At 68.0% G+C, this 22,911-nt stretch carries 21 protein-coding genes and 6 pseudogenes; 12 read left to right on the top strand and 15 right to left on the bottom strand.

Annotated features, from left to right (window positions below; all coding sequences use genetic code 11):
- Window positions 1-16: 16 nt before the first annotated feature.
- Window positions 17-1,211: pseudogene (locus KCH87_RS33210) on the bottom strand (IS110 family transposase).
- 229 nt (window positions 1,212-1,440) lie between these two features.
- On the opposite strand from KCH87_RS33210, the pseudogene KCH87_RS33205 reads away from it, so the two are divergent.
- Window positions 1,441-1,941: pseudogene (locus KCH87_RS33205) on the top strand (phosphotransferase); the annotation flags it as partial.
- Window positions 1,942-2,028: 87 nt separating this feature from the next.
- Here KCH87_RS33205 and KCH87_RS33200 read toward each other — a convergent pair.
- Entirely contained in the window at window positions 2,029-2,808 is a 780-nt protein-coding gene (locus KCH87_RS33200; protein ID WP_210590850.1) for an NAD(P)H-dependent oxidoreductase, read from the bottom strand.
- A 138-nt stretch (window positions 2,809-2,946) separates the two neighbouring features.
- On the opposite strand from KCH87_RS33200, the gene KCH87_RS33195 reads away from it, so the two are divergent.
- Both KCH87_RS33195 and KCH87_RS33190 read left to right on the top strand, forming a co-directional pair.
- Window positions 2,947-3,795, top strand: a complete 849-nt coding sequence (locus tag KCH87_RS33195; RefSeq protein ID WP_210590847.1) for a helix-turn-helix transcriptional regulator — start codon at window positions 2,947-2,949, stop codon at window positions 3,793-3,795.
- 406 nt (window positions 3,796-4,201) lie between these two features.
- Window positions 4,202-4,492 (top strand): hypothetical protein, encoded by a 291-nt coding sequence (locus KCH87_RS33190; protein ID WP_210590844.1) that lies wholly within the window; start codon window positions 4,202-4,204, stop codon window positions 4,490-4,492.
- 9 nt (window positions 4,493-4,501) lie between these two features.
- On the opposite strand, the pseudogene KCH87_RS33185 reads toward KCH87_RS33190, so the two are convergent.
- The 6 genes and pseudogenes from KCH87_RS33185 to KCH87_RS33160 all read right to left on the bottom strand — a co-directional run bounded on the left by KCH87_RS33185 (window position 4,502) and on the right by KCH87_RS33160 (window position 8,823).
- A pseudogene (locus tag KCH87_RS33185) lies at window positions 4,502-5,477 on the bottom strand (IS481 family transposase).
- Between the two features lie 276 nt (window positions 5,478-5,753).
- Window positions 5,754-6,131 carry a nuclear transport factor 2 family protein gene (locus KCH87_RS33180; RefSeq protein ID WP_210590841.1) on the bottom strand — a complete coding sequence of 126 codons (378 nt, stop codon included), beginning with the start codon at window positions 6,129-6,131 and terminating at the stop codon, window positions 5,754-5,756.
- 55 nt (window positions 6,132-6,186) lie between these two features.
- Entirely contained in the window at window positions 6,187-6,678 is a 492-nt protein-coding gene (locus KCH87_RS33175) for a DUF1684 domain-containing protein (protein ID WP_210590838.1), read from the bottom strand.
- Between the two features lie 62 nt (window positions 6,679-6,740).
- Entirely contained in the window at window positions 6,741-7,001 is a 261-nt protein-coding gene (locus tag KCH87_RS33170) for a hypothetical protein (RefSeq protein ID WP_210590835.1), read from the bottom strand.
- 179 nt (window positions 7,002-7,180) lie between these two features.
- Window positions 7,181-8,074 carry a trans-aconitate 2-methyltransferase gene (locus KCH87_RS33165; RefSeq protein ID WP_210590832.1) on the bottom strand — a complete coding sequence of 298 codons (894 nt, stop codon included), beginning with the start codon at window positions 8,072-8,074 and terminating at the stop codon, window positions 7,181-7,183.
- A 134-nt stretch (window positions 8,075-8,208) separates the two neighbouring features.
- Window positions 8,209-8,823 carry an XRE family transcriptional regulator gene (locus KCH87_RS33160; RefSeq protein ID WP_210590828.1) on the bottom strand — a complete coding sequence of 205 codons (615 nt, stop codon included), beginning with the start codon at window positions 8,821-8,823 and terminating at the stop codon, window positions 8,209-8,211.
- A gap of 91 nt (window positions 8,824-8,914) precedes the next feature.
- Here KCH87_RS33160 and KCH87_RS33155 point away from each other — a divergent pair, with 91 nt between their 5' ends.
- The 7 genes and pseudogenes from KCH87_RS33155 to pyrE all read left to right on the top strand — a co-directional run bounded on the left by KCH87_RS33155 (window position 8,915) and on the right by pyrE (window position 15,591).
- Window positions 8,915-9,919 (top strand): NAD(P)/FAD-dependent oxidoreductase, encoded by a 1,005-nt coding sequence (locus KCH87_RS33155; protein ID WP_210590824.1) that lies wholly within the window; start codon window positions 8,915-8,917, stop codon window positions 9,917-9,919.
- 135 nt (window positions 9,920-10,054) lie between these two features.
- A complete protein-coding gene (locus KCH87_RS33150; protein WP_210590822.1) occupies window positions 10,055-11,668 on the top strand; it encodes an MFS transporter in 1,614 nt (537 codons plus the stop codon).
- Between the two features lie 126 nt (window positions 11,669-11,794).
- The gene (gene trxA / locus KCH87_RS33145) at window positions 11,795-12,187 is read left to right on the top strand and encodes a thioredoxin (protein WP_210590961.1); all 393 of its coding nucleotides are present in this window, start codon (window positions 11,795-11,797) and stop codon (window positions 12,185-12,187) included.
- A gap of 108 nt (window positions 12,188-12,295) precedes the next feature.
- Window positions 12,296-13,111, top strand: coding sequence for a class I SAM-dependent methyltransferase (locus KCH87_RS33140; protein WP_210590959.1), 816 nt, complete (start codon window positions 12,296-12,298; stop codon window positions 13,109-13,111).
- 163 nt (window positions 13,112-13,274) lie between these two features.
- Window positions 13,275-14,246: an ISL3 family transposase gene (locus KCH87_RS33135; RefSeq protein WP_210590819.1), complete on the top strand. Its 972-nt coding sequence runs from the start codon at window positions 13,275-13,277 to the stop codon at window positions 14,244-14,246.
- A pseudogene (locus tag KCH87_RS33130) lies at window positions 14,218-14,850 on the top strand (IS5 family transposase); the annotation flags it as partial. The gene KCH87_RS33135 and the pseudogene KCH87_RS33130, both read left to right, overlap by 29 nt.
- 210 nt (window positions 14,851-15,060) lie before the next feature.
- Window positions 15,061-15,591: an orotate phosphoribosyltransferase gene (gene pyrE / locus KCH87_RS33125; RefSeq protein WP_247197182.1), complete on the top strand. Its 531-nt coding sequence runs from the start codon at window positions 15,061-15,063 to the stop codon at window positions 15,589-15,591.
- Between the two features lie 235 nt (window positions 15,592-15,826).
- Here pyrE and KCH87_RS33120 read toward each other — a convergent pair whose 3' ends face one another.
- The 5 genes from KCH87_RS33120 to KCH87_RS33100 form a co-directional block, all read right to left on the bottom strand.
- Window positions 15,827-17,068: an IS110 family transposase gene (locus KCH87_RS33120; protein WP_210590816.1), complete on the bottom strand. Its 1,242-nt coding sequence runs from the start codon at window positions 17,066-17,068 to the stop codon at window positions 15,827-15,829.
- 305 nt (window positions 17,069-17,373) lie between these two features.
- Window positions 17,374-18,024 carry an ExeA family protein gene (locus tag KCH87_RS33115; RefSeq protein WP_210590813.1) on the bottom strand — a complete coding sequence of 217 codons (651 nt, stop codon included), beginning with the start codon at window positions 18,022-18,024 and terminating at the stop codon, window positions 17,374-17,376.
- Window positions 18,021-18,275 (bottom strand): hypothetical protein, encoded by a 255-nt coding sequence (locus tag KCH87_RS33110; RefSeq protein WP_210590811.1) that lies wholly within the window; start codon window positions 18,273-18,275, stop codon window positions 18,021-18,023. Before KCH87_RS33110 ends, KCH87_RS33115 begins: the two co-directional genes overlap by 4 nt.
- Before the next feature lie 20 nt (window positions 18,276-18,295).
- Window positions 18,296-19,651, bottom strand: a complete 1,356-nt coding sequence (locus KCH87_RS33105; protein ID WP_210590809.1) for a DDE-type integrase/transposase/recombinase — start codon at window positions 19,649-19,651, stop codon at window positions 18,296-18,298.
- Window positions 19,652-19,756: 105 nt separating this feature from the next.
- Entirely contained in the window at window positions 19,757-20,311 is a 555-nt protein-coding gene (locus KCH87_RS33100; protein ID WP_308298981.1) for a DUF6431 domain-containing protein, read from the bottom strand.
- 156 nt (window positions 20,312-20,467) lie between these two features.
- Between KCH87_RS33100 and KCH87_RS33095 the strand changes: the two are divergent.
- A pseudogene (locus KCH87_RS33095) lies at window positions 20,468-20,701 on the top strand (IS5/IS1182 family transposase); the annotation flags it as partial.
- A gap of 18 nt (window positions 20,702-20,719) precedes the next feature.
- On the opposite strand, the gene KCH87_RS33090 reads toward KCH87_RS33095, so the two are convergent.
- Complete coding sequence (locus tag KCH87_RS33090; protein ID WP_210590805.1) at window positions 20,720-21,577, bottom strand: alpha/beta fold hydrolase; 858 nt, start codon at window positions 21,575-21,577, stop codon at window positions 20,720-20,722.
- 100 nt (window positions 21,578-21,677) lie between these two features.
- Between KCH87_RS33090 and KCH87_RS33085 the strand changes: the two genes are divergently transcribed.
- Complete coding sequence (locus KCH87_RS33085) at window positions 21,678-22,088, top strand: helix-turn-helix domain-containing protein (protein WP_210590804.1); 411 nt, start codon at window positions 21,678-21,680, stop codon at window positions 22,086-22,088.
- A gap of 327 nt (window positions 22,089-22,415) precedes the next feature.
- Here the strand turns inward: KCH87_RS33085 and KCH87_RS33080 are convergent.
- A pseudogene (locus KCH87_RS33080) lies at window positions 22,416-22,894 on the bottom strand (IS110 family transposase); the annotation flags it as partial.
- Window positions 22,895-22,911: the final 17 nt, after the last annotated feature.

Raw genomic sequence — 22,911 nt, 5'->3', positions numbered from 1 at the left:
CTTCCCAATGATGATGTCAAGCCGCCTCCGCGACGGGGCGTGAAGGCTCGTAACACTCTCTGTCACGGAGCATCGCCCACAGAACGTTGACGCGTCGGCGGGCGAGGGCTAGTAGAGCCTGCTTGTGTCCCTTTCCCTCGCTCCTCTTCCGCTGGTAGTACGCCTTGGACGCGGGGCAGGACTTGAGGCTGGCCATCGCCGACAAGTACATGGTTCGCAGCAGGCCGCGGTGGTAGCGGCGAGGTCTGCGCAGGTTGCCGCTGACGCGGCCGGAGTCACGAGGCTGCGGGGCCTGGCCGGCGAAGCCGGCCAGGCGGTCGGCGCTGCCGAAGGCGTCCATGTCGCCGCCCGTCGCGGCGATGAACTCGGCGCCCAGCCTTGCCCCCATGCCGGGCAGGCTGCGGATCACCTCGGCGTGCGGATGCTGCTGAAACCGGGTCTCGATGAGGGCATCGAGTTCGGTGATTTCGTCGTCGAGGGCCATCACCCCCTTCGCCAGGCGGACCACCATGGCAGCGGCCAAATGCTCTCCGGGAAGCGCGGTGTGCTGGGCTTGGGCGGCTTCAACGGCGGTGCGAGCCAGTACGGCAGCGCCTTTGACCTTGCGATTCTTTAGCCACGTCGCGATCCGCCTCGCGCCTGTCCCGGCGGATCGCTGCCGGAGTCTGGTAGCCGGTCAGAAGCATCACCGGACCCTTGTTGGCCAAGTCCAACGACCGCTCCAACGCGGGGAACATCTCCAGCAGTTGAGCCCGAAGACGATTGATCTGCCGAGTGCGGTCGAAGACGAGGTCCAGGCGCCGGGTGGTCAGAGTGCGCAAGTCGACGGCGATCTCGTCACCGGGCCTGAGCAGCCCCAAATCCCGGCGGATGCGGGCCTGGTCGGCGATGACGAAGGCGTCCTTCGCGTCGGTCTTTCCCTCGCCCGGTAGGTGGCCGAGGCCCGGTGGACCGCCAGGCCAGTGAGGTAGGCGACGGGCTGATCATGTCCGATGAGCAGACCGATCAGCAGGGCGGCACCGCCATGGTTGAGATCGACGGCCCACAGCACATCGTCGGCTAACGCCAGCACATCGCCGATCAGCGCCAACAGCTCAGCCTCGTCATTGAGGATCGGTCGCGAGAAGTCGCTCGCCCTCCGCGTTAATCACCACGGTGTGGTGATGCGTCTTGCCAATGTCCACCCCGGCCCAGATCTCGGCCACGGTCACCTCCGCCAGCTCGTCGTACACCGACCCGCAGACGACTTCGCCGAAGTTGTCCTACAGCAGCGATCGAGTCGCGTCTCCCAATTGGCGGTCGTGTCGTCGCGGAGCTCCAGGCGGCCAAGTCCCGTAAGCCATCCAGCGGCTCAGTCTTTACAGCCATACCCGGAGCCCCCGGGCCCTCCGATCCTACGAACGATCGGATCAGACCCACGCGTGAAAGGTAGGACAACCTCTACGCGCGATCGACACGCATGGCCACACGTTCGCCAGCACAGGTCGACGAGGCGACCTGCAGTCCCATGACGCGTGGATGGAGACCTGTTTCAGACACAGCGAGCAACTCCTGGATGTCCCTCGGCTGCGCCGTATCTGGGCAACTTTGCGTGATCTGCCGCGAGGTGCAGCTGAGGACGCCATGGCTCATTGCGATCTGATTCCTGGCAACGTGCTCGTGTCCGCTGATCGGCTTGCGGGGATTCTCGACGTGGGCGGCTTCGGGCCGGCTGCCCCTTCGCTGGATCTTGTGAGTGCGTGGCACTTGCTCGAGGCTGGGCCGCGGCAGGTGCTCCGTGATTACCTGGGCAGCGACGACCTTGAATGGGAGCGAGGCAAGGCGTGGGCTTTCGTTCAAGCGATGAGGTTGGTCTGGTACAACGTCAAAAGCAACCCGGCCATGAGCCGGACGGGCCAACGATCCTTGGAACGTATGCTGGCGGACAAGGCGCTCGCGTGACGTGAAGCAGCTGCTGGCTGCGTCGGCCGCCATCGCCGCCCCGGCCCTCGGGTTCCCTCCCCGGCTCATCCTGTCCATCGCCGGCGGTCAGCCGCGCACGTGCAGCCCGAATCCCGTGCGGCCCGCGGGCTCCAGTCCCTCCTTCAGGTGCAGCGAGGGGATCTCGTAGTCACCGAAGTTCTGCCGCCGGAACGCGATCGGCTCGGTCGACTCCAGGGTGAGCATGCGCTGCTCCCAGGCCTTGGCGACGTCCGGGTAGTCCTCGCCGGTCATCCGGTCGGTGCCGTAGAGCACGAACGGGGGCAGCACCTCGATGCCCGGGTAGTAGAGGATGCCGTGGTGGATCGGGAACAGCAGATCGTCGATGGGGCCGTTGATCCCGCGAGCGGCGTAATGCGATTCCGGGCCGCCGGCGGTCACCGACAGCAGAGCCTTCCTGCCGGCGAGGGTGCCTTCGCCGAAGCGCTCGCCGTACCTGGTGTCGCTGTGCTCGCCGACGCCGTACGCGAAGTGGAAGGTGAACACCCGGTCCACCCAGCCCTTGAGGATCGCGGGCATCGTGTACCACCACAGCGGGAACTGGAAGATGATCGTGTCGGCCCACAGCAGCTTCTCCTGCTCGGCGAGGACGTCCGGGGTGAGTGTCCCGGCGTCGAAGGCCCGGCCCGAGTCCAGGGCGACCTTCAGCGGGCTTGAGGCGCTGGGGCCGTAGTCCGCGGCGTCCACGACCGCCTTCCAGTTCATCGCGTACAGATCGCTCACCCGTACCTCGTGCCCGGCGCTCTCCAAGGTGGACACCGCGAGGTCCTTCAGCGAGCTGTTGAGCGACTTCGGCTCCGGGTGGGCGTAGACGATCAGCGTCTTCACGGGAACTCCTTCGGATCGGATGCCTTCGATCCTGGGGGCCGCGGCGCCCGGTGTTCAGGGGCTCCTTTTCCGTCGGACGGGACTTCCTGGTACCGGCAGGACCACCTTCACGGACACCGCCGACGCCATACTCGGAACATGGACGATCTCGCGGGCTTCCTGCGGACCCGGCGTTCCCGGGTCGACCCGGCGGCCGTCGGCATCCCCACCGACAGCCGCCGCCGGGTTGAAGGGCTACGCCGCGAAGAGGTCGCGCACCTGTCCGGAGTCAGCGTCGACTACTACGTACGCTTGGAGCAGGGCCGCGCGACCCAGCCCTCCGAGCAGGTCCTCGACGCGCTGGCCCGCGTCCTCGGCCTCGACGAGACCGAACGCGGGCACCTCTACCGGCTCGCCCGGCAGCGCCGCCGCCGCGCGAAGGCGCCGGGCGGGCGAGTCCGGCCCGAGCTGCTGCGCGTCCTCGATCTGGTCGCCGACGCGCCCGCGCTGATCATGGACCACCGCCTGGACGTGCTCGCCGGGAACCGCCTCGCCGGGCTCCTGTACGGCCGGCCGATTCCGGGCCTGAACACCGCCCGGCACATCTTCCTCGAGGAGGCCGAGCGCGGCCTGTACGCGGACTGGGAGAACTGCACGCTCGACGTGGTCGGGCACCTGCGCCTGGCCGCCGGCAAACACCCCGAGGACCCCCACCTGGCCTCACTCATCGGCGAGTTGGCCATGGGCAGCGAGCGCTTCCGCCGCCTCTGGGCCCGCGCGGACGTGCGCGCCCGCACACATGGACGCAAGGCGTATCGGCACCCGCTGATCGGACTGCTGGAACTGCACCAGGAAAACTTCGCACTACCGGATGAATCAGGCATGGAGCTGCTAGTGCTGTCCGCGGCCCCCGGCAGCCCCGCCGAAGACGGGCTGCGCCTGCTCGCGGGCCTGGGCGTCGCCAACGGTGACGCGCATCCCGCGGTGAACGCTCAGATCCGCGAGTAACTCAACGACGCCCACCCACCGCCGGGAACGCCTCAGCGCTCACCCTGGATGAGGTGGGGTCAGAACGAGGTCTGACCACCCGAAGGAGTGAACAGGTCCTGGTCCAGGCACGGAACGAGCAGGAGGAACCAGTCACGGGCTTCAGGAACTCAAGGACTGTTGCTTAACAAGAAGCCGGGATGGTGCCGGCCGCTGTCGTGTCTGCTGGACAATTCGACTTCTGTGTGCGGCAGGGCGCTTCCGGAAGTGGTGTACATCTGCTGCCCGTACTCGGCTCTGATCCACTCCTGGTGGGCAGTCACTCCGCGTGACGGCTCAATTGACCTGGGCGTGCAATGAACCCCACTGAACGCAGCTTCGGTCACATTGGATGGGCTGTGGGCTCTTCGGGCGATAGTTTGACGCGATGATCAACGTGCAGGTTCGTCACGAGTCCGGGACTGTTGTGGCCGGTTCCGAGCATGGCGTCGCCTGGGACGAGTCGCTCGCAGAAATCGACCGGTCGCAGTTTCCCATGCTCTCCGGTGTCTGCCCGTTCGCGGATACCGTCTTCAACGCCTGGCAAATCCCCATGCTGCTTGAGGAGCTGGACCGACTGCCCGCAGCGCGAGGTGGTCCTTGGGTTGACGCAGTGCGAGCCTTGTGCCGGACCGCGGAGGAAGGCTCCCACCGATACGTCTGGTTCGTTGGTGACTGATCACGCGCCCTAGGTGTATTGACCCGCAGGGTTGTTGACGCGGCTGATGGGCGGCTGCCCGTCGAGCGCGGTATGGCACCGGTGGTAGTTGTAGGTGTGCAGGAAGCCCGCCAGGGCGTCGGTGCGTTCGGCATTGCTGGAGTAGGGGCGCACGTATGCCCATTCGTCGAGCAGGGTGCGATTCAGTCGCTCCACCTTGCCGTTCGTCTGTGGACGGTATGGCCGGGTGCGCTTGTGGATGATGCCGGCCGCGCTCAAAGTCCGACCGAACAGCCCGGACCGATAGCAAGAGCCGTTGTCCGTGAGAACGCGTTCGACGGTGATGCCGTGCGTGTTGAAGAAGGCGTTCGCGCGCTGCCAGAACGCGGAGGCGGTCTCCTTGCGTTCGTCCGTGAGGACTTCGCCGTAGGCGAGCCGGGAATGGTCGTCGATGGCGGTATGGACGAAGCTGTAGCCGATGGCGGGACTGCCGGCCTCGCGCATAGCGGTGGTGGCCTGCCGATTGGCAAGGGCTTGCTGTCGGGGCATGATCCGGTGTCCGCCGCCGTCGGGGATGTTGCCGAGCTTCTTCATGTGGACGTGGACGAGTTCGCCGGGGCGTGAGCGTTCGTAGCGGCGGATGATCTGGCCGGTGGGCCGGTCCATCCAGCGCAGTCGGTTCAGGCCGTGGCGAGTCAGGACGCGGTGGACCGTCGAGGTGGGTACTCCCAGGATCGGACCGATCCGGGCGGGGCCGAGTTTTCGCTCGCGCCGCAGCGCGCAGACTTGTTCCTCGACGTCGGCGGGGGTGCGGTGCGGGGTGGTCCGAGGTCGGCTCGTACAGTCCCGCGTCGCCTTCGGCTCGCCAGCGGCGGACCCACTTGTGGGCGGTGGTGCGGGAGATGCCCATCTCGTCGGCCACGTGGGCGACGGGGCGGCCGGCCCGGACTCTGTCGATCAGGAGCCGTCTGCCGTGGATAGTCAGCCGGGCATGTGGATGAGACACGAAGACCTCTGTTGCGGTGCGGGATCTGACGGGCTGTCTGGATTCGGGGCGCTGCCGTTGGTTTTCGCTCCCTGGGTTTTCAGTTGTGGCGGAGAGGTGGGGAGCACAGCCACTGCCCGGGGCCGCCGAGGTGGTGGTTGGCGGCCCCGGGCAGTGGGAGGGGCCCTTCGAGGCCATGGCGCCGTATAGCTCTCTCACGCCTGCCTGAGTGGAAGCGCCCCTGATTGCCATGGACTGGGTGCCGTGACGATGAGGGGCTTGTGCTGACTGTCGCTGTCAGCTGTCCTGGCCGCCGGCGGGGATGAAGTTGGCGTACTCCTCAATGCGCTTGATCTGTCCGGCATCGTCGAAGCCGAAGTAGACGGCGGCGTGGACCTCGCCGCGCATGCCGCTTGTGGTGGCGACGTGGACCACGTGGTGCTGGAGGACTTCGCCCGGCTGGGAGAGCTGGCGCAGGATGTCGTAGCGCATCGATTCGATGGATTCGATCTGCCCCTCCATTCCGGCGATGTTCTCCTCGATGGACTGCTCGCCCTTGCCGTCGTTGTGCCAGACGGTGGCCGTCTCGGCGCACAGGGTTCGGGCCGTCTTCCAGTCGCGGTTCTCCAGTGCGCGGAGGTAGGTGGCGACCTTGTCCTTGAGGTCCTGGCTCATGCGGGTCTTCCTTCGATACGAGTGAGTTGATGGGTTCCGGCAGGGGTTGGGCGTATTAGCTCTGGCTGCTAGCGGCGTGGATCAGGGCGCGCTCGCCGACCTCGATACGCATTGGCAAATGGTTGCTGGGCGGCGAGAGCGGACAGACGAACACGTCCGGGTTCAGGTGGTGGTGCGAGAGCGTGGCTTTGTTGAAGTCGACCGTCAGGGGGCTGCCGGGCTCCAGCAGCGGCAGCGGCAGCGGCAGCACCAGCCAGCGGCCGATCGTCGGCGTCGAATCGCCGTTGGTCTCGTCGGTGAAGATCACCAGTCGCTGGCCGGGGAAGTCCTGGAGGGCGGCCAGGACGTATTCGGCGCCGTCGATGGTCACGGCCAGGTCGACCGGGGCCAGGATGGCTTCGGTGCTGCGTGGGCTGGTCAGCCGCGGTACCTCGATCCGGCGTCCTTCGGGAGCTGCCCGGTACTGGCCTTCGAAGACCCAGGCGGGGGTGTAGGGGAAGGTGTCGATGCCGGTGAGTCCGGTGCGCTCGACGCGGCCTTGGTCCATGACGACCAGGCCGTAGGAGCCATCCGCGCCGCTGGCGAAGCCGACCTGGTTGTGAGGGAACTTCAGGGAGCCGCCGGAGGGAACGGGGTTCGTTCCGTCGACCAGGCTGCCGGCTGCACTCCGTCGGCAGCCTTGGCCGTCACGGTCAGGTCTCCTGCTGCGGTGGTGCGCCATTCGCCGGGGATGTCGGGAAGCGTGTGAGGGCCCGGGTCGGTGATCTTGGCGTTGGCGACGACCTTGGCCTTGCCGTTCGCTCCGGCGATCTCTTCCCACCGGCCCTGGCGCCAGGCTTCGTAGTCGGCGGGGATCTGCAGTGCGGTCATGATGCTCCCTTTCCTCTCCGTCGCGCTGTGGGGTCGCGGCGATGGCACTGGGCGGGCGTGCGCGGGCATGGTTGCTCAGCCCAACGAAGCGCATGGCGCTGCGCAGGCGGTGGTTGCGTATGAGGCAAGCAATTGGGTGCTGGGGCTGCCCGGCAGGCAACCCTGGGTTGCGCCGGGTGTCAGGCGCGGCGGGCGGCCCAGACGGTGCGCTCGGTGCGTACGGCGAGATCCTCGCGGCGCAGAAGGCTGTTCGGGCTGTTGGTGTCCAGGAGTTCGTCGAGTGCGGCGAGGTCCTCGGGGCTGAGGGCGGGTGCGGCGACGCCGCGGATGCGCTGCAGGCTGCCGTGGGCGTAGCGGCCGATCGCTTCGCTGCGTACGCTTTCGATGTTGACGGTGATGGTGCGCTCGTCCTCGACGGTGAAGCCGGCGGCTGTGAGCATCGGGGCCCAGTCGGCGCCGCGGTGCGGAACGTGCTCGGCGTGGAAGCTGTCGGTCGCGGCGTGGGCGCGCTCTTCGAGGCCAGGCCGGTTCTCCGGGGCGTGGGCGGGCAGGAAGCGGGGGAAGCCCGCGAGCTCGACGACGGCGAACAGGCCGCCGGGGGTGAGCAGTTCGCGGACGCTCCGCAGGGCGCGGTCGGGGTTGGCCATGTGGTGCATCGAGGCCGAGGCCCACACCAGATCCGGCGTGCCGAGGTCGGGCCAGTGGTCGGTGTCGAGGTCGGCCTGCATGGTCCGTACGCGGCCCTCGACACCGCGGGCGCATGCCTTCTCGCGCAGGAGCTGGAGGTGCCCGGCCGAGGTGTCGACGGCGGTGACGTGTGCGTCGGGGAAGCGTTCGAGGAGCGCGAAGGTTCCCGCGCCGGTGCCGCAGCCGAGGTCCACGATCTGGCGCGGCTCGCTCTTGAGCGGCAGCCACGCGGTGATGGACGCTATGTGCTCGGTGAGCACCTCGGCGTCCAGATCGAGGATCTCCGCCTGACCGCCATCGCTGTGCTCTTGGTGGCCGACGTGGTCGTGGTCGGGGTGGTGACCGCCTTCGCCCTGGTGGGGGGTGTGCTGGTGCGTTTGGGTCATGGCAACACCGTAAATCCACCATGCGTCCTCCGCACGACTGATTGCGTAATGCGCAAGAAGGTGGCTTGGCGTGCTGCCCAGCACGCAAGATCGCCCACCGCACCGTGGGCCTTCGGCGCGACTGTGGTGGCCCGCTATTCGCAGGGATCCTGGGTGCCTCCGCAGTCGGCTTCGGGGCCGTCGGCGTCGGAGTCTTTCTGGTGGCCGCGGCGGGCGTCGCGGTCGAAGATGCCCATGATCTCGCACGGTCCGCCCTCGGCGCCGATAGCGTGCGGCATCATGGTGGGGAACTCGGCGGCCTGGTTGGTCTCGATGCGAAAGCGCCGGTGGCCGAGCATGAGGATGGCGGTGCCGGACAGCACGACGAGCCATTCGCGGCCGGGGTGGGCGCGCATGCGGGCCGGGTTGTCGGGCGGCGGGTCGGTCATCCGCTGACGCATCACGCTCATGCCGGGGTCGCCCTTTATGGGCCAGCGCATCAGGCCGTGGGTGCCGTCGATCATCGGGCTGATGACGACGTCGTCGGCGGCGTTCTCCACGAGCTGGTCCAAGGTGGTGTCCAGGGCGCGGGCGAGGGTGACGAGCTGGTCCAGGGCGAGGCGGCGCTGGCCGTTCTCGATGCGGCTCAGTGAGGACTGGCTGAGGTTGGCGCGGGTGGCCAGTTCCTCCAGGGACCAGCCCTGTGCGACGCGCAGCGCGCGGATCCGTTTGCGTACGAGGCTGTCCAGCTGCCCATCTTCTTGCGTCATAGGCAACATGGTATGCCCTTGATGCAAAGCGGGCTTAACGTCGAGCACAGATGGTCCGGCACGGGGGCCAGGTACGACGAAAGGGCGCGACATGTCTGCGCAGGCTTCCCGCTACGAGAGCGACGCACTGCCCACCGAAACCGTGGATGTCGTGGTGATCGGCGGCGGCGCCGCGGGCCTGAACGGCGCGCTGATGCTGGCCCGCTCGCGCCGCTCGGTTGTCGTGATTGATAGCGGCACCCCGCGCAACGCCCCCGCAACAGCCATGCATGGCTTCATTGTCCTGGACGGTACCCCGCCGCCCGAGATCCTCAAGCGCGGACGCGAGCAGGTACGCCAGTACGGCGGCCGGATCGTGTTCGGGGAAGTGGCCACGGCCGAACCCGCCGCCCCCTCGGCAGCCGGTGACCTGCGGTTCACCGCCACCCTGGCCGACGGCCGCACGCTGACGGCGCGCCGGGTGCTGGTGGCCACCGGCCTGCGCGACGTGCTGCCCGGGGTGCCGGGTCTGGCCGAGCACTGGGGCCACAGCGTGGTGCACTGCCCCTACTGCCACGGCTATGAGGCGCGTGATGAGCCCATCGGCGTCCTCGCCACCGGCCCGGCCTCCGTCCACCATGCCTGGCTGTTCTGCCAGCTGACGGATGACCTCATCTACTTCACCCGCGGCACCGACCCGGACTCCGAGACCCGCGCCCGCTTTGCCGCCCGCAACATCCGCATCATCGAGACCGACGTCCAGGGAGTCGTCAACGACGACGGCGCGCTAGCAAGCGTCCGCCTGATCGACGGCCCCTTTGTGGGGCGGCGGGTTCTGGCTGTGGCCACGCAGATGCAGGCCCGTACCGAGGGCCTGGACGGGCTGAAGCTGCCGATGGAGGACCTGCCCGACAACATGGGCTGCCGCTTCGCCTCCGCCATGGCCGGTACCACCGAGATCCCGGGCGTATGGGTGGCCGGCAACGCCACCGACCTCACCGCCCAGGTCGGCGCCTCTGCGGCGGCCGACGCGCTGGCCGGCTCGCACATCAACGCTGTGCTCGCCGCCGCGGACACCGACGCCGCGCTCGCCGCCACGCAGAAGACCACCGGCTGACGCGTAAGTTCCGCTGCTGAAGAACCGCGCGACCGCCATCCAGCGGTCGGCGCGGTGAGTAAGTCCCTATCTCACCAACTTGGCGACCGGTCTTGTCCCGGCGCTGATTCTGCATGCCCTTTTGGAAAGGAAATGATGAGTATCAGTCAGCCTCCTCATGCGGCGGCCGCGCCGGCCGGCGGCGCGGGTGCGCCGGATGCGCGTCAGTTGCGCGCGATCCTGATCACGGTCTCGATCGCGCTGATGGCTGTCATCGCCTCGGTGTCCGGGCTGAACGTCGCCCAGACCCACATGGCCGTCGAGTTCGGCGCCTCGCAGACCACCGTCCTGTGGATCATCAATATCTACACCCTCGCCCTGGCCGCTCTGCTGCTGCCGCTCGGCGCGATCGGTGACCGGCTGGGCCGCAAGCCCATGCTGATCACCGGGCTGATCGTCTTCGGTGCCGCCAGTGTCGCCGCGGGCCTCGCCCCGTCGGCTGGGGTAATGATCGCCGCCCGTGTGGCCGCTGGCATCAGCGCCGCGATGATCATGCCGATCACTCTCGCCGTCATCACCTCCACCTTCCCCGAGGAGGAGCGCGGCAAGGCGATCGGTGTGTGGACCGGCGTCGCCGGAGGCGGCGGCATCCTGGGCATGTTCCTCTCCGCCCTGCTGGTCGACGTCGCCGACTGGCGCTGGCTGTTCGTGCTGCCCGTGGTCCTGGTCGTCGTCGCGCTGGCGATGACTCTGAAGTCGGTGCCCAACTCCCGCGAACGCTCCACCCATTCCTTTGACACCATCGGTGCGCTGGTCTCCACCATCGCCGTGATCGGTCTCATCTTCGTCCTGCAGGAAGGCCCCGAGCGCGGCTGGACCGCCCCCATCACCCTGATCAGCCTGGCCGTCGGCGTCGTCGCCGCCATCACCTTCGTAGCCTGGGAGCTGCACCGCCGCGAGGCCTCGCTGCTGGACGTACGCCTCTTCCGTGAGCGCGGCCTGGCCTCCGGCTCGATCACCCTGCTGGTCGTCTTCGGCGTCCAGGCCGGTATCGCCGTGGTCCTCTTCCCGTTCTTCCAGGCAGTGCTCGGCTGGTCGGGGCTGCTGTCCACGGTGGCGATGATGCCGATGGCCGTCATGATGATGATGACCTCGGGCCTGGCCCCGAAGATGGCCGCCAAGATCGGCGCCCGCTCCACCATGACCGTGGGCGTCGCCCTGGCAACGCTCGGCCTGGCGCTGATGGCGCTGTTCGTCTCCGTCGACGGCGGCTACCTGTCCATCCTGGCCGGCATGCTCGCCATGGGCACCGGCATGGGGCTGTCGATGACACCCTCCACCGAGGCCATCACCAGCTCACTGCCCCGCGCCAAGCAAGGCGTTGCCTCCGCGCTCAACGACGTCACCCGCGAGTTCGGCACCGCCCTGGGCGTCGCCATGCTCGGCGCGCTCCTGGCAGGCGGCTACCGCAGCGCCATCGACGACAAGCTCGACGGCATCCCCACGGGCGCCGCAGACACCGCACGCGAAGGCATCGCCAACGCCATCGAGGTCGCACCCACCACCGGCAGCCATGCCCAGGACCTGATCCACGCCGCACAGCAGTCCTTCGTCGACGGCTGGCAGCAATCCATGTGGATCGGCGCCGCCGTCATGGCCGCACTGCTCCTCTACGTCGCCCTTCGCGGCCCGAAGAACACCGCACCCCTCCAGCCCGACGCCGAGAAAGCCCCCGAGGCCGGGGTGGCGGACAACGTCGCCGCTCGCTGACCCCGCAGGAACTCCGTGCGGACGGAGCACGACGCCGCCCGCACGGCAGACGACCGTCGGGCACACCGCGACCTCGCGGTGTGCCCGACGGCCGCACAGCGCCCCGAGCGCAACCCGATACCCCCGATCACATGTAGGAGCAGCCCTCATGAGCACACCATCGAGCTGACCCCGGACAACTTCAACGAGGTCATCTCCGGAAACGACTTTGTGGTCATCGATTTCTGGGCCGAATGGTGCGGCCCTTGCCGCAAGTTCGGGCCCGTCTTCGAGCAGGTCTCGGACAAGCACGAGGGCGTCGTGTTCGCCAAGGTCGACACCGAGGCACAGCGAGAGCTGGCGCAGGCATTCGAGATCATATCGATCCCCACCCTCATGCTCGTGCGCGACCAGATCGCCATCTTCCGCCAAGCGGGTGCCCTGCCAGAGGCCGGACTCGACGACCTCATCCACCAGGCGCGCAGCCTCGACATGAACGAAGTGCGCGCTTCCCGCACGACAGCAGACAAGAACCAGTAGGCGCAACTCCCCGGGGTACGAAATCTGCTGTGTGTCAACAACGCTTGTGGTCAATACATCTAGGCTGGCGCGGTGACTGATGAGCAGGAGCGGGTGCAGCCATCGGGAGTGTGGGCCACGGCGGTGGGGGTGGCCAGGGTTCGGGCGCTGGAGACCGAGCGGGAGGACGCGCTGTTCCGCGACCCGCTGGCACAGGCTTTCGCCAGCGCCGGCGGCCTGGGGCCCTCCTCGCCGCCGCTGCCCGGTGACGAGGCCGCGCGACGCCGCCGGCTGGGCGTGTCGTTCTCCATCGTCATCAGGACGAAGTTCCTCGACGACCTGTTGCAGCAGGCCTCCGCGTCCGGGGTCCGGCAGGTCGTGCTGCTCGGCGCCGGCATGGACAGCCGGGCCTTCCGGATGGACTGGCCCGAGGGCACACGGCTGTTCGAGGTCGACACCGCCGCGCCACTGGACTTCAAGGCTTCGGTGCTGCGCCAGGAGCGGGCCGTCGCACGCTGCGAGCGGATCACCGTAGCGGTGGATCTGCGTGAGGACTGGCCAGGCGCGCTGGCCGCCGCAGGACACGACCCGGCGGTGCCGACCGTGTGGATCGCCGAAGGACTGCTGATCTATCTGCCCGAGGACGCGGTGGAGCTGCTGCTGGCCCGGATCAGCGCGCAGTCGGCGGCAGGCAGTCGGATGGGGCTGACGTTGGGCTCGCGCGGCGTGATCGAGCGCTTCGGTGCGGACGCCGTGCCGGGATCGGCAGCGTCCATGTGGGTCTCGGAGATGCCCGACGACCCGGTGGGCTGGCTGGCCGGGCACGGCTGGGAGGCCGGCAGCCACGCTCTGCGCGAGCGCGCTGCCGCCTATGGCCGCCCGATCAGCACCCCGTCGCAGCGTGAGGAGCGGCCCGGCGGACTGATCTCGGCGGTCCGCCGGTAGAACGCCTCCCGGTTCCCTGGGTGATCGATTCCAAAGGGGCCTGATGAGTGGAGCCAGGTTCATGCGTGGCCAGCCAGTCATGCGCGCACTGACCGCCTACGACCAGTAAAGTTCGCCCGAAAATCGCCTGGCCGGATGGTGGTGTGGTCGACAGTCCTTCGCCGTGAACGAAGTGTTGCTGCAGTTGAACGAGCTGCTGTTCTCCTCGGTCGAGGGCGTGTTGGTGGAATCGGTCGAGGTGATCGACACGGTCGTCCGGGTCGAGGCCCGCACGATCGCAGGGCGGACGGCCTGTCCGGCGTGCGGGTGCTGGTCGGGGCGAATACACGGCTCCTACCTGCGATTTCCTCGTGATCTGCCGACGGCGGGCAAGTTCGTCGTGGTGTCGTTGCGGGTGCGCAGGTTCGTCTGCGAGGAGGAATCCTGCGAGCGTATGACCTTCGCCGAGCAATTACCCGGTCTCACCCGCAGGTTCGGGCGACGGACCGAGCGGCTGCGGTCGACGCTGGTGTCAGTCGGTCTTGCGCTCGCGGGCCGGGCCGGCGCCCGGATGACGGACGCCCTCAAGGTTCCGGTCAGCCGGAACACCCTGTTGAGGCTGATCGCCTCGCTTCCGGACCCCGCCACCGCAGTGCCCCGCGTGGTCGGCGTGGACGAGTACGCCCAGCGCAAGGGCCGTGTCTACGGAACCGTGCTCGTCGACGTCGAAACACGTCGCCCCGTCGACCTCCTTCACGATCGGGAGGCGGACACGCTCGCGGCCTGGCTCGCCGAGCGGCCCAGCATCGAGATCGTCTGCCGTGACCGGGCGCCCTTCTTCGCCGAAGGTGCCACCCGCGGCGCCCCGCAGGCCCTCCAGGTCGCCGACCGATGGCATCTCTGGCACAACCTGGGCGAAGCCGCCGAGAAATGCGTCTACCGGCACCGCGGCTGCTTGCGCCCCACGCCGGCCCAACCTGAGGAACCGCAGGAAGAGGCGGAACCAGCTGCGTCGCCCTGGCCGACAGGGCACCGGTTCGCCGAACGCACCCGCGCCAAGCACGCCACCATCCACGCTCTCCTCGCCGCCCATGGAGTTGCGACGCTCTGTAATCACTGGGGGACCTGTGCCCGCGCTGCCATCATGGCTGACTGAACCACTCTGGGACCAATTCGCGGCCCTGCTGCCCGAGCGGTCGGTGTACCACCCAGAGCATCCGCTCGGCTGCCACCGCCGGCGCATCAGCGACCGGATCATCTTCGACAAGATGCTGCAACTGCTGCGCTTCGGCTGTTCTTACGAGGCGATCGCCGACACGATCTGCTCGGCCACCACAATCCGCAGTCGCCGCGAAGAGTGGATACGACTGGGCGTTTTCGCCCGGCTCAAGCAGCTCGCTCTGGAGTCCTACGACCGGATCGTCGGCCTCGTCCTCGACCAGATCGCCGTCGCCGGAGCGATCACCAAGGCACCTGGAGGCGGGGAGGCCGCCGGACGCTCACCGGTCGACCGCGGCAAACAGGGACTGAAGCGCTCGGGCATGACGGATGGATACGGCATTCCGCTGGGCCGTGTCCTGGCCGGTGCCAACCGCCACGACTCTCCGCTGCTCGCCCCGACTCTGGACCGTCTGGAGGGCCTCGGCCCGTTGCCCGACACCATCACCGTGCACCTGGACGACGGCTACGACTCGGACACCACCCGCGCTCTGCTCAGCGAACGCGGCCTGCACGGACGCATCGCGCACAAGGTGTTGCCCGACACGCTGCATGAGTACGACGGCGTCACTGTCGTTGTTGACGTGCGGGAGTGAGAACGCCCCTGCGGCCGTAGGCCGCAGGGGTGTTTGGTGCTCACGGTGTCGGCTTCGTGTTCACGGTGTCGGCATGGAGGGTGGGCCTCCTGGACCTGGACCTGGCCCTGCGCAGCGAGTACGAGTATTGGCTCGGCGCGATGCCTGGAAGACTGGATGCCTGTGACACATTCTGATCTTGCTCGTCGCATCCATGCGGTCTCTCATCTGGAGGGCCATTTCACGCTTCGGTCCGGCCGTGCCGCCACGGAGTACTTCGATAAGTACCGGTTCGAAGGCGATCCCGTGCTGCTGGACGAGATCGCCTTGCGGATGGCGCCGCTGGTGCCGTCCGACACGGAGGTGCTGGCCGGTCTGGAGATGGGCGGCATCCCGGTGGTGACCGCGCTCGGCCGGCATACGGGTCTGCCCTGCGCGTTCGTGCGCAAGCAGGCCAAGCCGTATGGCACCTGCCGTCTCGCCGAGGGTGCCGAGGTCGAGGGCCGTCGGGTGCTGGTTGTTGAGGATGTGGTCACCAGCGGCGGGCAGATCGTGCTGTCGACCGCGGACCTGCGTGGTCTGGGTGCCCAGGTGCGCGAGGCTTTGTGTGTGATTGACCGTGAGCAAGGTGGTGCGGATGCCCTCGCGGCCGAGGGCATCCGCCTGGTGTCGTTGCTGACGGCGGGGGATCTGCGGGCTGCTGCCTGATCGGCAGAGCCGGTGGTCAATCCGTCGCGTGTGTCTCGGTGATGGCGAGGCGGGTGGAGGACTCGTCCACGATGCTCTTCTCGTCGGCGAACGCTGCGATGAGGGACTGCAGAGCGATGTTGTTGACCGAGCGGGGCAGGCCGCGGCTGGTGAGGTGGATCAGGTCGACGGCGTCGTCGGAGAACAGTGGATCGGACCGTCCGGCGATGGTCAGACATCCGATGCGTTTAAGGAGTCAAGCTGCGGTCGCGAGGACCGGTTCGGGCTCGGTGGGAAATGCGATGATCTCGTCGTAGCGGACGCGGTTGTCGAGGCAGTGGTGGAGGCAACCGATCATGCGGTTGAAGAGATTGCGCAAGGCGGAGATGTGGCGATCGCCGTGGGCGCGTCTGCGGTCGTAGTGGGCTCTGGCGCCGGATGAGGCCGTGAGGGAGGCGAAGGCCCAGATGTAGCCGGCAGCGGCGAGACGCTGGTTCTTGATGCGGCGGGCCTTGACGGACATGCTCTTGCCGGACGCCCGGGTCACCGGTGCCGCTCCGGCGTAGGACTTGAGAGCCCGGGCGTCGGCGAAGCGGGACCGGTCGTCGCCGATCTCGGCAAGTATCCGGGCACCGGTGAGCGAGCCGAGCCCGGGAAAGCTGGTGATGATCTCGGAGTCCGGGTGCCTCTCAAACGTCTCCACCGCCGCTTCGGCAAGTTCGTCCGCGCTGGTGCAGGCGGCATCCAGCTTCCGCAGCAAGGTCAGGGTCTGACGGCCCATCGCCTCCTCGACCAGCGGGAGTTGGCGCATCTGAGGGCTGCGCAGGGCTGCGCGAAGACGTGTCGCCTCGGCTTCGATGCCACGCTGTCGCCCGGCCCGCTTCAGCACGGCTCGCAGTTGGGCTCTGGGCAGAGTGGCGGCTCGGGCCGGAGTGGGTGCGGCGGCGAGGAGGGCGCGTGCGAGGGGTGAGCACAGTCCACCAAGGATCGGTTGGACGGCGGCGAGGTAGCCGGGGAAGTACTCACGCAGGTGGGAGCGGAGTTTGTTGCCCGCCCGCGTGCGGTCCCAGACTGCGTCCTGCTGTGCGCGGGCCAAAACGGCGACGGACTGGGCGAGTTCGCTGTTCGCGGGGAGCGTCCGGTGGGCTGAGGCATCGGTGCGCAAAATGTTGGCGAGGACCATCGCATCGAGGTGGTCGGACTTCTTGCGCACGACCGTGTGGCGTTCGCGGTACCGGGACGCTGCCAGCGGGTTGATCGCATAGATGGGCCGTCCGGTGGCTCGCAGGCAGGCCACCAGCAGTCCCCGGGAAGTCTCGATTGCCACTGGTATGCGGGTTTCGAGGGTGTCGCCGTGTTCGGCCAGCAGGCTGAGGAGTTGTTGGAGGCCGGCGATGTCGTCGCTGATCCTGGCCCGGGCCACAAGGGTGCCGTCTGCGTCGACCAGGGCGAGGTCGTGGTGGTCGCTGGCCCAGTCGATTCCGCAGTAGATCCTCATGGGTTGGTTTCACGTCCTTCCGTCGGGAGTGCGTGTTGCTGGTGGTCACAGCCGTGGAGGCACGCGACTCCCTAATGGAAGGGCTCTGATGGCCCATCACCGATCAGCCGTTCGTGACCCCAGCTGCCCGCGGGTTCCTCGGTCTTTGTAAGGGGCTCGAAAGCTCCCAGTGAGCTGAGAGGTGTTTCCCGCGAGGGGCTCGGACCACGAACATCATCGGCTGGATCGCGTGATCACTAGCGGCAGCACCGCAAGGACGGGGCCGGTGAACCCGTCTGATCACAGGGTTCCGACCCGGTGGTGCTTCAGGTTTCACCGGCCCCGCGAGCCACCATTAGGTGGTGCTTGATGTAGCTGGCCGTCTCATCCTTCGTCATGGTCGGCATCTGGTAGCTGATCGCGATCCGCTGGTCCAGGGCCGCCAGGACGCCGTGCTTCATCCGCTTGCGCAGGGTGGGCTGGCCGATCAGCAACACCGCGAACGGCGTCGTGGAGTCCATGTCGTAGTTGGTGAGCATGCGGATCGCGTCCAGCTCGTGGTGGTCCAGGAGGTGCGACTCGTCGATCACGACCGCGGGGGTGCGTCCGCGCTCGTCGACCTCGGCGGCCAGCGCGGCGGACGCCTGAGCTGCGAGAGCGGCGGACTGGTATTTCGGGGTGCCGCCGAGGCTGGTGACGATGCGGTCGTAGAGGCCGCGCATGCCGACCTCCGGGTTGGGCTGGTAGATCACGGTGAAGCGGGCCGGATCGAGCGAGGAGACGGCGCCTTTGAGGGCGACGGTCTTGCCCGCGCCGACCTCGCCGGTGACCACGCCGATCGCCCGGTTGTTGATGCACCAGGCGATGCGGGCCGCGGCCTCCCGGTGGGAGATGTGCTGGTGGAGCATGGAGGGGGCCAGGTCACGGCCGAGGGGGACGCGGGTGAATCCGTAGTAACCCTGGACACGGTCGATCAAGGAATCCTCCTGGGGCAGGGACAGAACTCCGCCTGGGCGGCGGCGAGTTCGGCCGACTCGGCGGCCGCGGCCCGCTGTCCCAGCCGGACGGCGAGACGGACCGAGCGGAAAGCGGTGCGGACGGCGGGAGTGTCGAGAGGTCCGGCGTCGTGTTCGGCCCGGTGGCAGCAGACCTCGGCCAGGGCCAGGGCCCGGTCGGCCAGTTCGCGGGGCGTGAGCATGAACAGGTCGGGTTCGGGGTCGACGTACAACTCTGCAGCTCGGGCCGGCTTCACTGTCGGCCCCGCGAATCGTCCATCAGGGACGAGTAGTTGATGCCCTTGGCGGTGTTCGCGGTGTGGGCCTCGTCTAGGATCTTGAGGTAGTCGATCCCGGTCGGCGGTGCCGGCTCGGCCGGAGTCTCCGGGCTCGCCTTCGGGTGGGCGTGACGGCCGACGTGGTGCGGGAGGGCCTTGCCCACCGTCTTGCCGGAGGCCCTCACCTCGATGTCGGTCAGGTCGAACGGGTCGAAGACCACCTCGATCCTCGCCCCGGCCAGCGACGGGTCGACTCCGTAGGAGTTGCCGTGCAGCGAAACCGTCGCGGTCTTGGTCACGGTGCGGAACTCCGACCACAAGAACGCCTCCCGCAGATCGGCCGGGGAGGGCAGCGGCAGCGGCGTGGGAATCGAAGAAAGCCAGCGTTCGATCGACGGCTGTCCGGTCTCCGAGTGCACCGCGCGGTGATAGACCGTCTCCACCCAGGCGGTGAACAGCCTGTTCAGCTCGGTGAGATGCTCGATCTGGCCGACACGTTCCTCGTCGAGTTCAACGAGGAACTGATCCCTGACGGTGCGGAAGAACCGTTCGATTTTCCCGCGTCCCTGCGGCCGTCCCGGCTTGGAGTGGGTCAGCCGGATCGCCAGCGACGCGCAGGCCCGCAAGAGCCACGTGTCCACGAAGGCACTCCCGTTGTCGACGTAGATCGACTCCGGGACCCCGCGGGCCGACAGGGCCGGCCGCAGGGCCGCGGCGAGACGGACGGTGTCCTCCGCGAACCCAAAACGGTGCCCCACGATCGCCCGGGAGTGGTCGTCGATGAACGCGAACAAGTACGTTTTCCGGCCGCCGATCTTCGGCCCGTGCAGGGCGTCCCCGGTCCACAACTCGTTGCCGCGGGTGGCCTCGAACCGGCCGAAGACGCTCCTGTCGCTGCTGGCCCCGGTCAGGCCGGCGTTCACGAAGTGCCGCTGGAGTGTGCGCTCGGTCGGCGACCAGCCCTGCGTGGTCCGCAGGATCCGCTGGATCTGCGCGGCCGTCCGGCCAACGTTCTCCCGCTTCAGCGCGGCCGCCAGCTCCAGCACTTCCGGCGGCGTCCGGGGGACCGCCTTGCGCGGCTCGGGGACCAGCGCGGCGAACCCACCGCCGCGGTAGTCCCGCGTCCACCGGTCGATCGTGCCCCTGGACACCTTCACCTGCCGGCCGAACGGATCAGTGTGTTCCTTCTCTGCCAACTCCCGTGCGAGGCGGCCTCGTTCGCGGGTCGTCAGGCTGTTGTCCAGCAGGTCCTGGATCAGGGAATAGCGGAACAGACCGACCTGCCGGGCCTTCTCCGCCCGGCGGCGGTCCTCGTCCTCGCTCAATGCCATGCGCGGACTCTCCTCGCATCTCGATCAGCGTCCGCCTCCTCTTGGGGCGGACACGATCAAGACTTCCGGCGCCTCCGATCGCCGCCCAGGGGCGGCCCGTGTTGATCAACTGGCTGAAGGAGTGCAGGTCAGCACCCGGCCATCTATCGCCCGGCCGGCGAAGACCCATCGCGACACCGTGTTCATCTGCGGCCACTTTGTCACGGCCGCGCGATGGGCGGCCGCGACGACCGAGACGGCATCCGACAGCGGCGTCTGTGTCGGTTCCGGCATCACCGGATCGTCCGCGAGCGCGACCAGGGCGACGGTGAAGTACCGGCGCACGTCCTCCGACCTGCGGCGGAAGCGGCGGATCCAGCCGCGGACCGTGCCGTCCGCCAGCCCCAGATGAGCGGCGACCTGGCGGTGCCCCATGCCCAGGGCAGCTATCTCCAGCCCGGCCCCGACCACCTCGGCCGCATCCGACCGCCGCGGCCACAGCATCTCCGGCAGCAGCACGTGCGTGACCTGGCAGCCGGTACAGCGTGAACGACGAGGACGTACGAACAGCCGTGACCCAAGATCACCACGGATCTCCCGCGGCCGGCCGTGTCCCCACGGCGCGAGCACGGCCCCGCACGCAGGACACGTCAACTCACCAGCCCGCAGCTGGCGTTCCACGAGCACGACGTCGGTGTCGACGATGAGCACCTCACACCTCCACCTCGTGCACACCGTGTCGTCGTGCACGAAGCAAGATCAGGCTGCCCACCAAGATCAGCACTCATGTCCACCGCGAGTGTCGCCGACCCCCGGCTACGTGCTCATACAGAGAGTCGTCCAACACACAAGGGGGAGAAGGCGCCCATTCAGGCCAGTCGGCGTTGGTACGTCGAACGCACTCACGCGTGGCAGAACGCCTTTCACCGTCTCGCCCGCTGCTATGAGCGTCGCGTCACTGTCATTGATGCCTTCTTCGACCTCGCCGACACAATCATCACCGTGCGCAACCTGATCCGGCGGTCCTGGACAACTCACCGCTGGGACGAACGCCCGAACCGCCGACCGTGATCCTTCGGCCCGCTCCGGTCACTTCGGCAGATCGGCGGAGAGGAAGGGAGCAAGGAGCGCGAACAATGCGTCGGGGCGGTCGAGGGGGATGATGTGGCCGCAGTCCTGGAGATGGTGTCCGACCAGGTCATCGGCGATGGGACGGAGTTGGCGTTCGAGCCCGGTGCCGACGGGGTGAGAGCCGACGGCCATGGTGGGCATGGTCAGCCGAGCCTTCGCGACGGCGTCCTGGATCTGCTGCGCGCTGGTGGGCAGGGCCCGGTAATAGGAGAACGCGCAGCGCAGAGCCCCGTTCCCGGTGAACGCGTGGCCGAAGGCCGCACGGATGTCGTCGGGTACTCCTCGCCCGAGCGTCCCCGAGTCGAGGAACCAGTCGATGTACGGGGCCTCGTTGCCGGCCAGGACGGTCTCGGCGAGGCCGGGGACGGCGTGGAAGCCGAACCACCACGGGGCGCCGCCCGCGATGACGTGTTCTGCTCCCGGCAGGCGGCCGAGCAGTGCCTCCATCACGACCAGGCGCCGGACGAGGCCGGGCCGACGCAGCGCGAGCAGGACGGCGGGGGCGGTGCCCGCGTCGATGCCGACCACTGCTGCCGAGGGCTCGCCGAGTGCGACGAGCAGCCCTTCGGCGTCGGCGGCGAGGGTGCCTGCGTCGTAACCCTCGACGGCTCGTGTACTGGCACCGAAGCCTCGCAGGTCCGGGGCAATGACCCGGTACTGCCCGGCCAGTCGGCCCATGATGTCGCTCCAGAGTTGCCAGGTGTGCGGGAAGCCGTGCAGCAGGAGAACCGCAGGTCCGTCCCCGGCGATTGCGACGTTGAGTTGGACGCCGTTCGTCGCGATGCGGCGCAGTTGGTGTGCGGTGGTGGCGGGCAAGACGGCTCCTGCGGTTGGTTACCATTGGTGACCACAGAACGATAGGTAACTGTCCGACCGCTGCCTAGACGGCACTTTCAGGGAAGGTGGTGAGCCACAGGTGACCACCCAAGAAGCCCGGGCCGTCGGTCGCGGGGTGCGCGGCGATCTGTTCGATCCCCGGTGCCCGACGCGGCAGTTGCTGGATCGCATAGGTACGAAGTGGACGTCCATGGCCGTCAAGGCGCTCGCCGATGCCGCACCGGACGAGGTGCGCTTCGCGGAGCTGAGACGCCGGATGCCTGGCGTCTCGCAGAAGATGCTGTCCGTGACGCTGCGAAGCCTGACCCGCGATGGGCTGGTGTCGCGCCGGGTGGAACCTACCGTGCCGCCGCGGGTCTTCTACCGGCTCACCGGACTCGGGCTGTCCCTGGAGGCCGCGCTTGCGGGGCTGCGGACCTGGGCGGAGGAGCACATGGCCGAGATCGACCGCGCCAACGAGGCCGCCGACCAGGAGGTCGATGACGGATAGGTAGGCCGGTTCCGCGCTCAGTACTGGTGGCTCGGTACTCGATGTAGCCGGCGTCGCCGCCCTCGTACCACGTAGGAGATGGAGGGGATGCCGCCGGCACAGTGGCTGGCGACGAAGGAACTGGTGTAGGACGACGGGGAGATGGTGTCCAATGACGGCATCTCCGGGGTCTGCCCGAAGCACTCCAAGATCCTGAAGTCCGCCGTCGAGGGCACCTATCCGCGGTGGTTCTAAGTAGGTCAACGGGCGGATACGTCCATGCGATAGCGCCCTGACCTGTGTCTGAGCCCCGCTCAACTTGTCATGTGAGGCTCAGACACAGGCTCTCAGGAGAATGACGGGACCCTTGTTGGTCAGGTCCAGCGCACGTTCCAACGCGGGGAAGAACTCCAGCAGTTGGGCGCGGAGCCGGTTGATCTGACGGGTGCGGTCGCCTGCGAGATCGGTGCGGCGGGTGGTGAGGATACGCAGGTCGACGGCTATCTCGTCGCCGGGCCGCAGCAGGCCCGGGTCGCGACGCATGCGGGCCTGGTCGGCGATGACGAAGGCATCCTTGGCGTCGGTCTTGCCCTCACCGCGGTAGGTGCCGGACGCACGGTGGACGGCCAGGCCGGTGAGGTAGGCCATGGGCTGACCGTGGTTGAGCAGCAGACCGATCGCAGCGCGGCATCGCCATGATTGACGTCCACCGCCCACAACACTTCCTGGTTGATGTCCAGGACGTCGCGAATCAGCTCCAGCAGGGCCGCCTCGTCATTCAGGACTCGGCGGGACAGCAGCCGTTCGCCTCGCTCGTTGATCACCACACAGTGGTGATGCTCCT

It is taken from the genome of Streptomyces sp. GESEQ-35, assembly GCF_017948485.1.
GTDB lineage: Bacteria > Actinomycetota > Actinomycetes > Streptomycetales > Streptomycetaceae > Streptomyces.
Note: the sequence above shows the minus strand (reverse complement) of the source record. Positions and strands in the feature narration are given on the sequence as shown.

Bases quoted from the DNA above. Each gene is read 5' to 3' on its own strand.
- KCH87_RS33195 (WP_210590847.1), top strand. From the start codon at position 2,947: ATGGACGATCTCGCGGGCTTCCTGCGGACCCGGCGTTCCCGGGTCGAC.
- KCH87_RS33190 (WP_210590844.1), top strand. From the start codon at position 4,202: ATGATCAACGTGCAGGTTCGTCACGAGTCCGGGACTGTTGTGGCCGGT.
- KCH87_RS33180 (WP_210590841.1), bottom strand. From the start codon at position 6,131: ATGAGCCAGGACCTCAAGGACAAGGTCGCCACCTACCTCCGCGCACTG.
- KCH87_RS33175 (WP_210590838.1), bottom strand. From the start codon at position 6,678: ATGGACCAAGGCCGCGTCGAGCGCACCGGACTCACCGGCATCGACACC.
- KCH87_RS33170 (WP_210590835.1), bottom strand. From the start codon at position 7,001: ATGACCGCACTGCAGATCCCCGCCGACTACGAAGCCTGGCGCCAGGGC.
- KCH87_RS33165 (WP_210590832.1), bottom strand. From the start codon at position 8,074: ATGACCCAAACGCACCAGCACACCCCCCACCAGGGCGAAGGCGGTCAC.
- KCH87_RS33160 (WP_210590828.1), bottom strand. From the start codon at position 8,823: ATGACGCAAGAAGATGGGCAGCTGGACAGCCTCGTACGCAAACGGATC.
- KCH87_RS33155 (WP_210590824.1), top strand. From the start codon at position 8,915: ATGTCTGCGCAGGCTTCCCGCTACGAGAGCGACGCACTGCCCACCGAA.
- KCH87_RS33150 (WP_210590822.1), top strand. From the start codon at position 10,055: ATGAGTATCAGTCAGCCTCCTCATGCGGCGGCCGCGCCGGCCGGCGGC.
- pyrE (WP_247197182.1), top strand. From the start codon at position 15,061: ATGCCTGTGACACATTCTGATCTTGCTCGTCGCATCCATGCGGTCTCT.
- KCH87_RS33120 (WP_210590816.1), bottom strand. From the start codon at position 17,068: ATGAGGATCTACTGCGGAATCGACTGGGCCAGCGACCACCACGACCTC.
- KCH87_RS33105 (WP_210590809.1), bottom strand. From the start codon at position 19,651: ATGGCATTGAGCGAGGACGAGGACCGCCGCCGGGCGGAGAAGGCCCGG.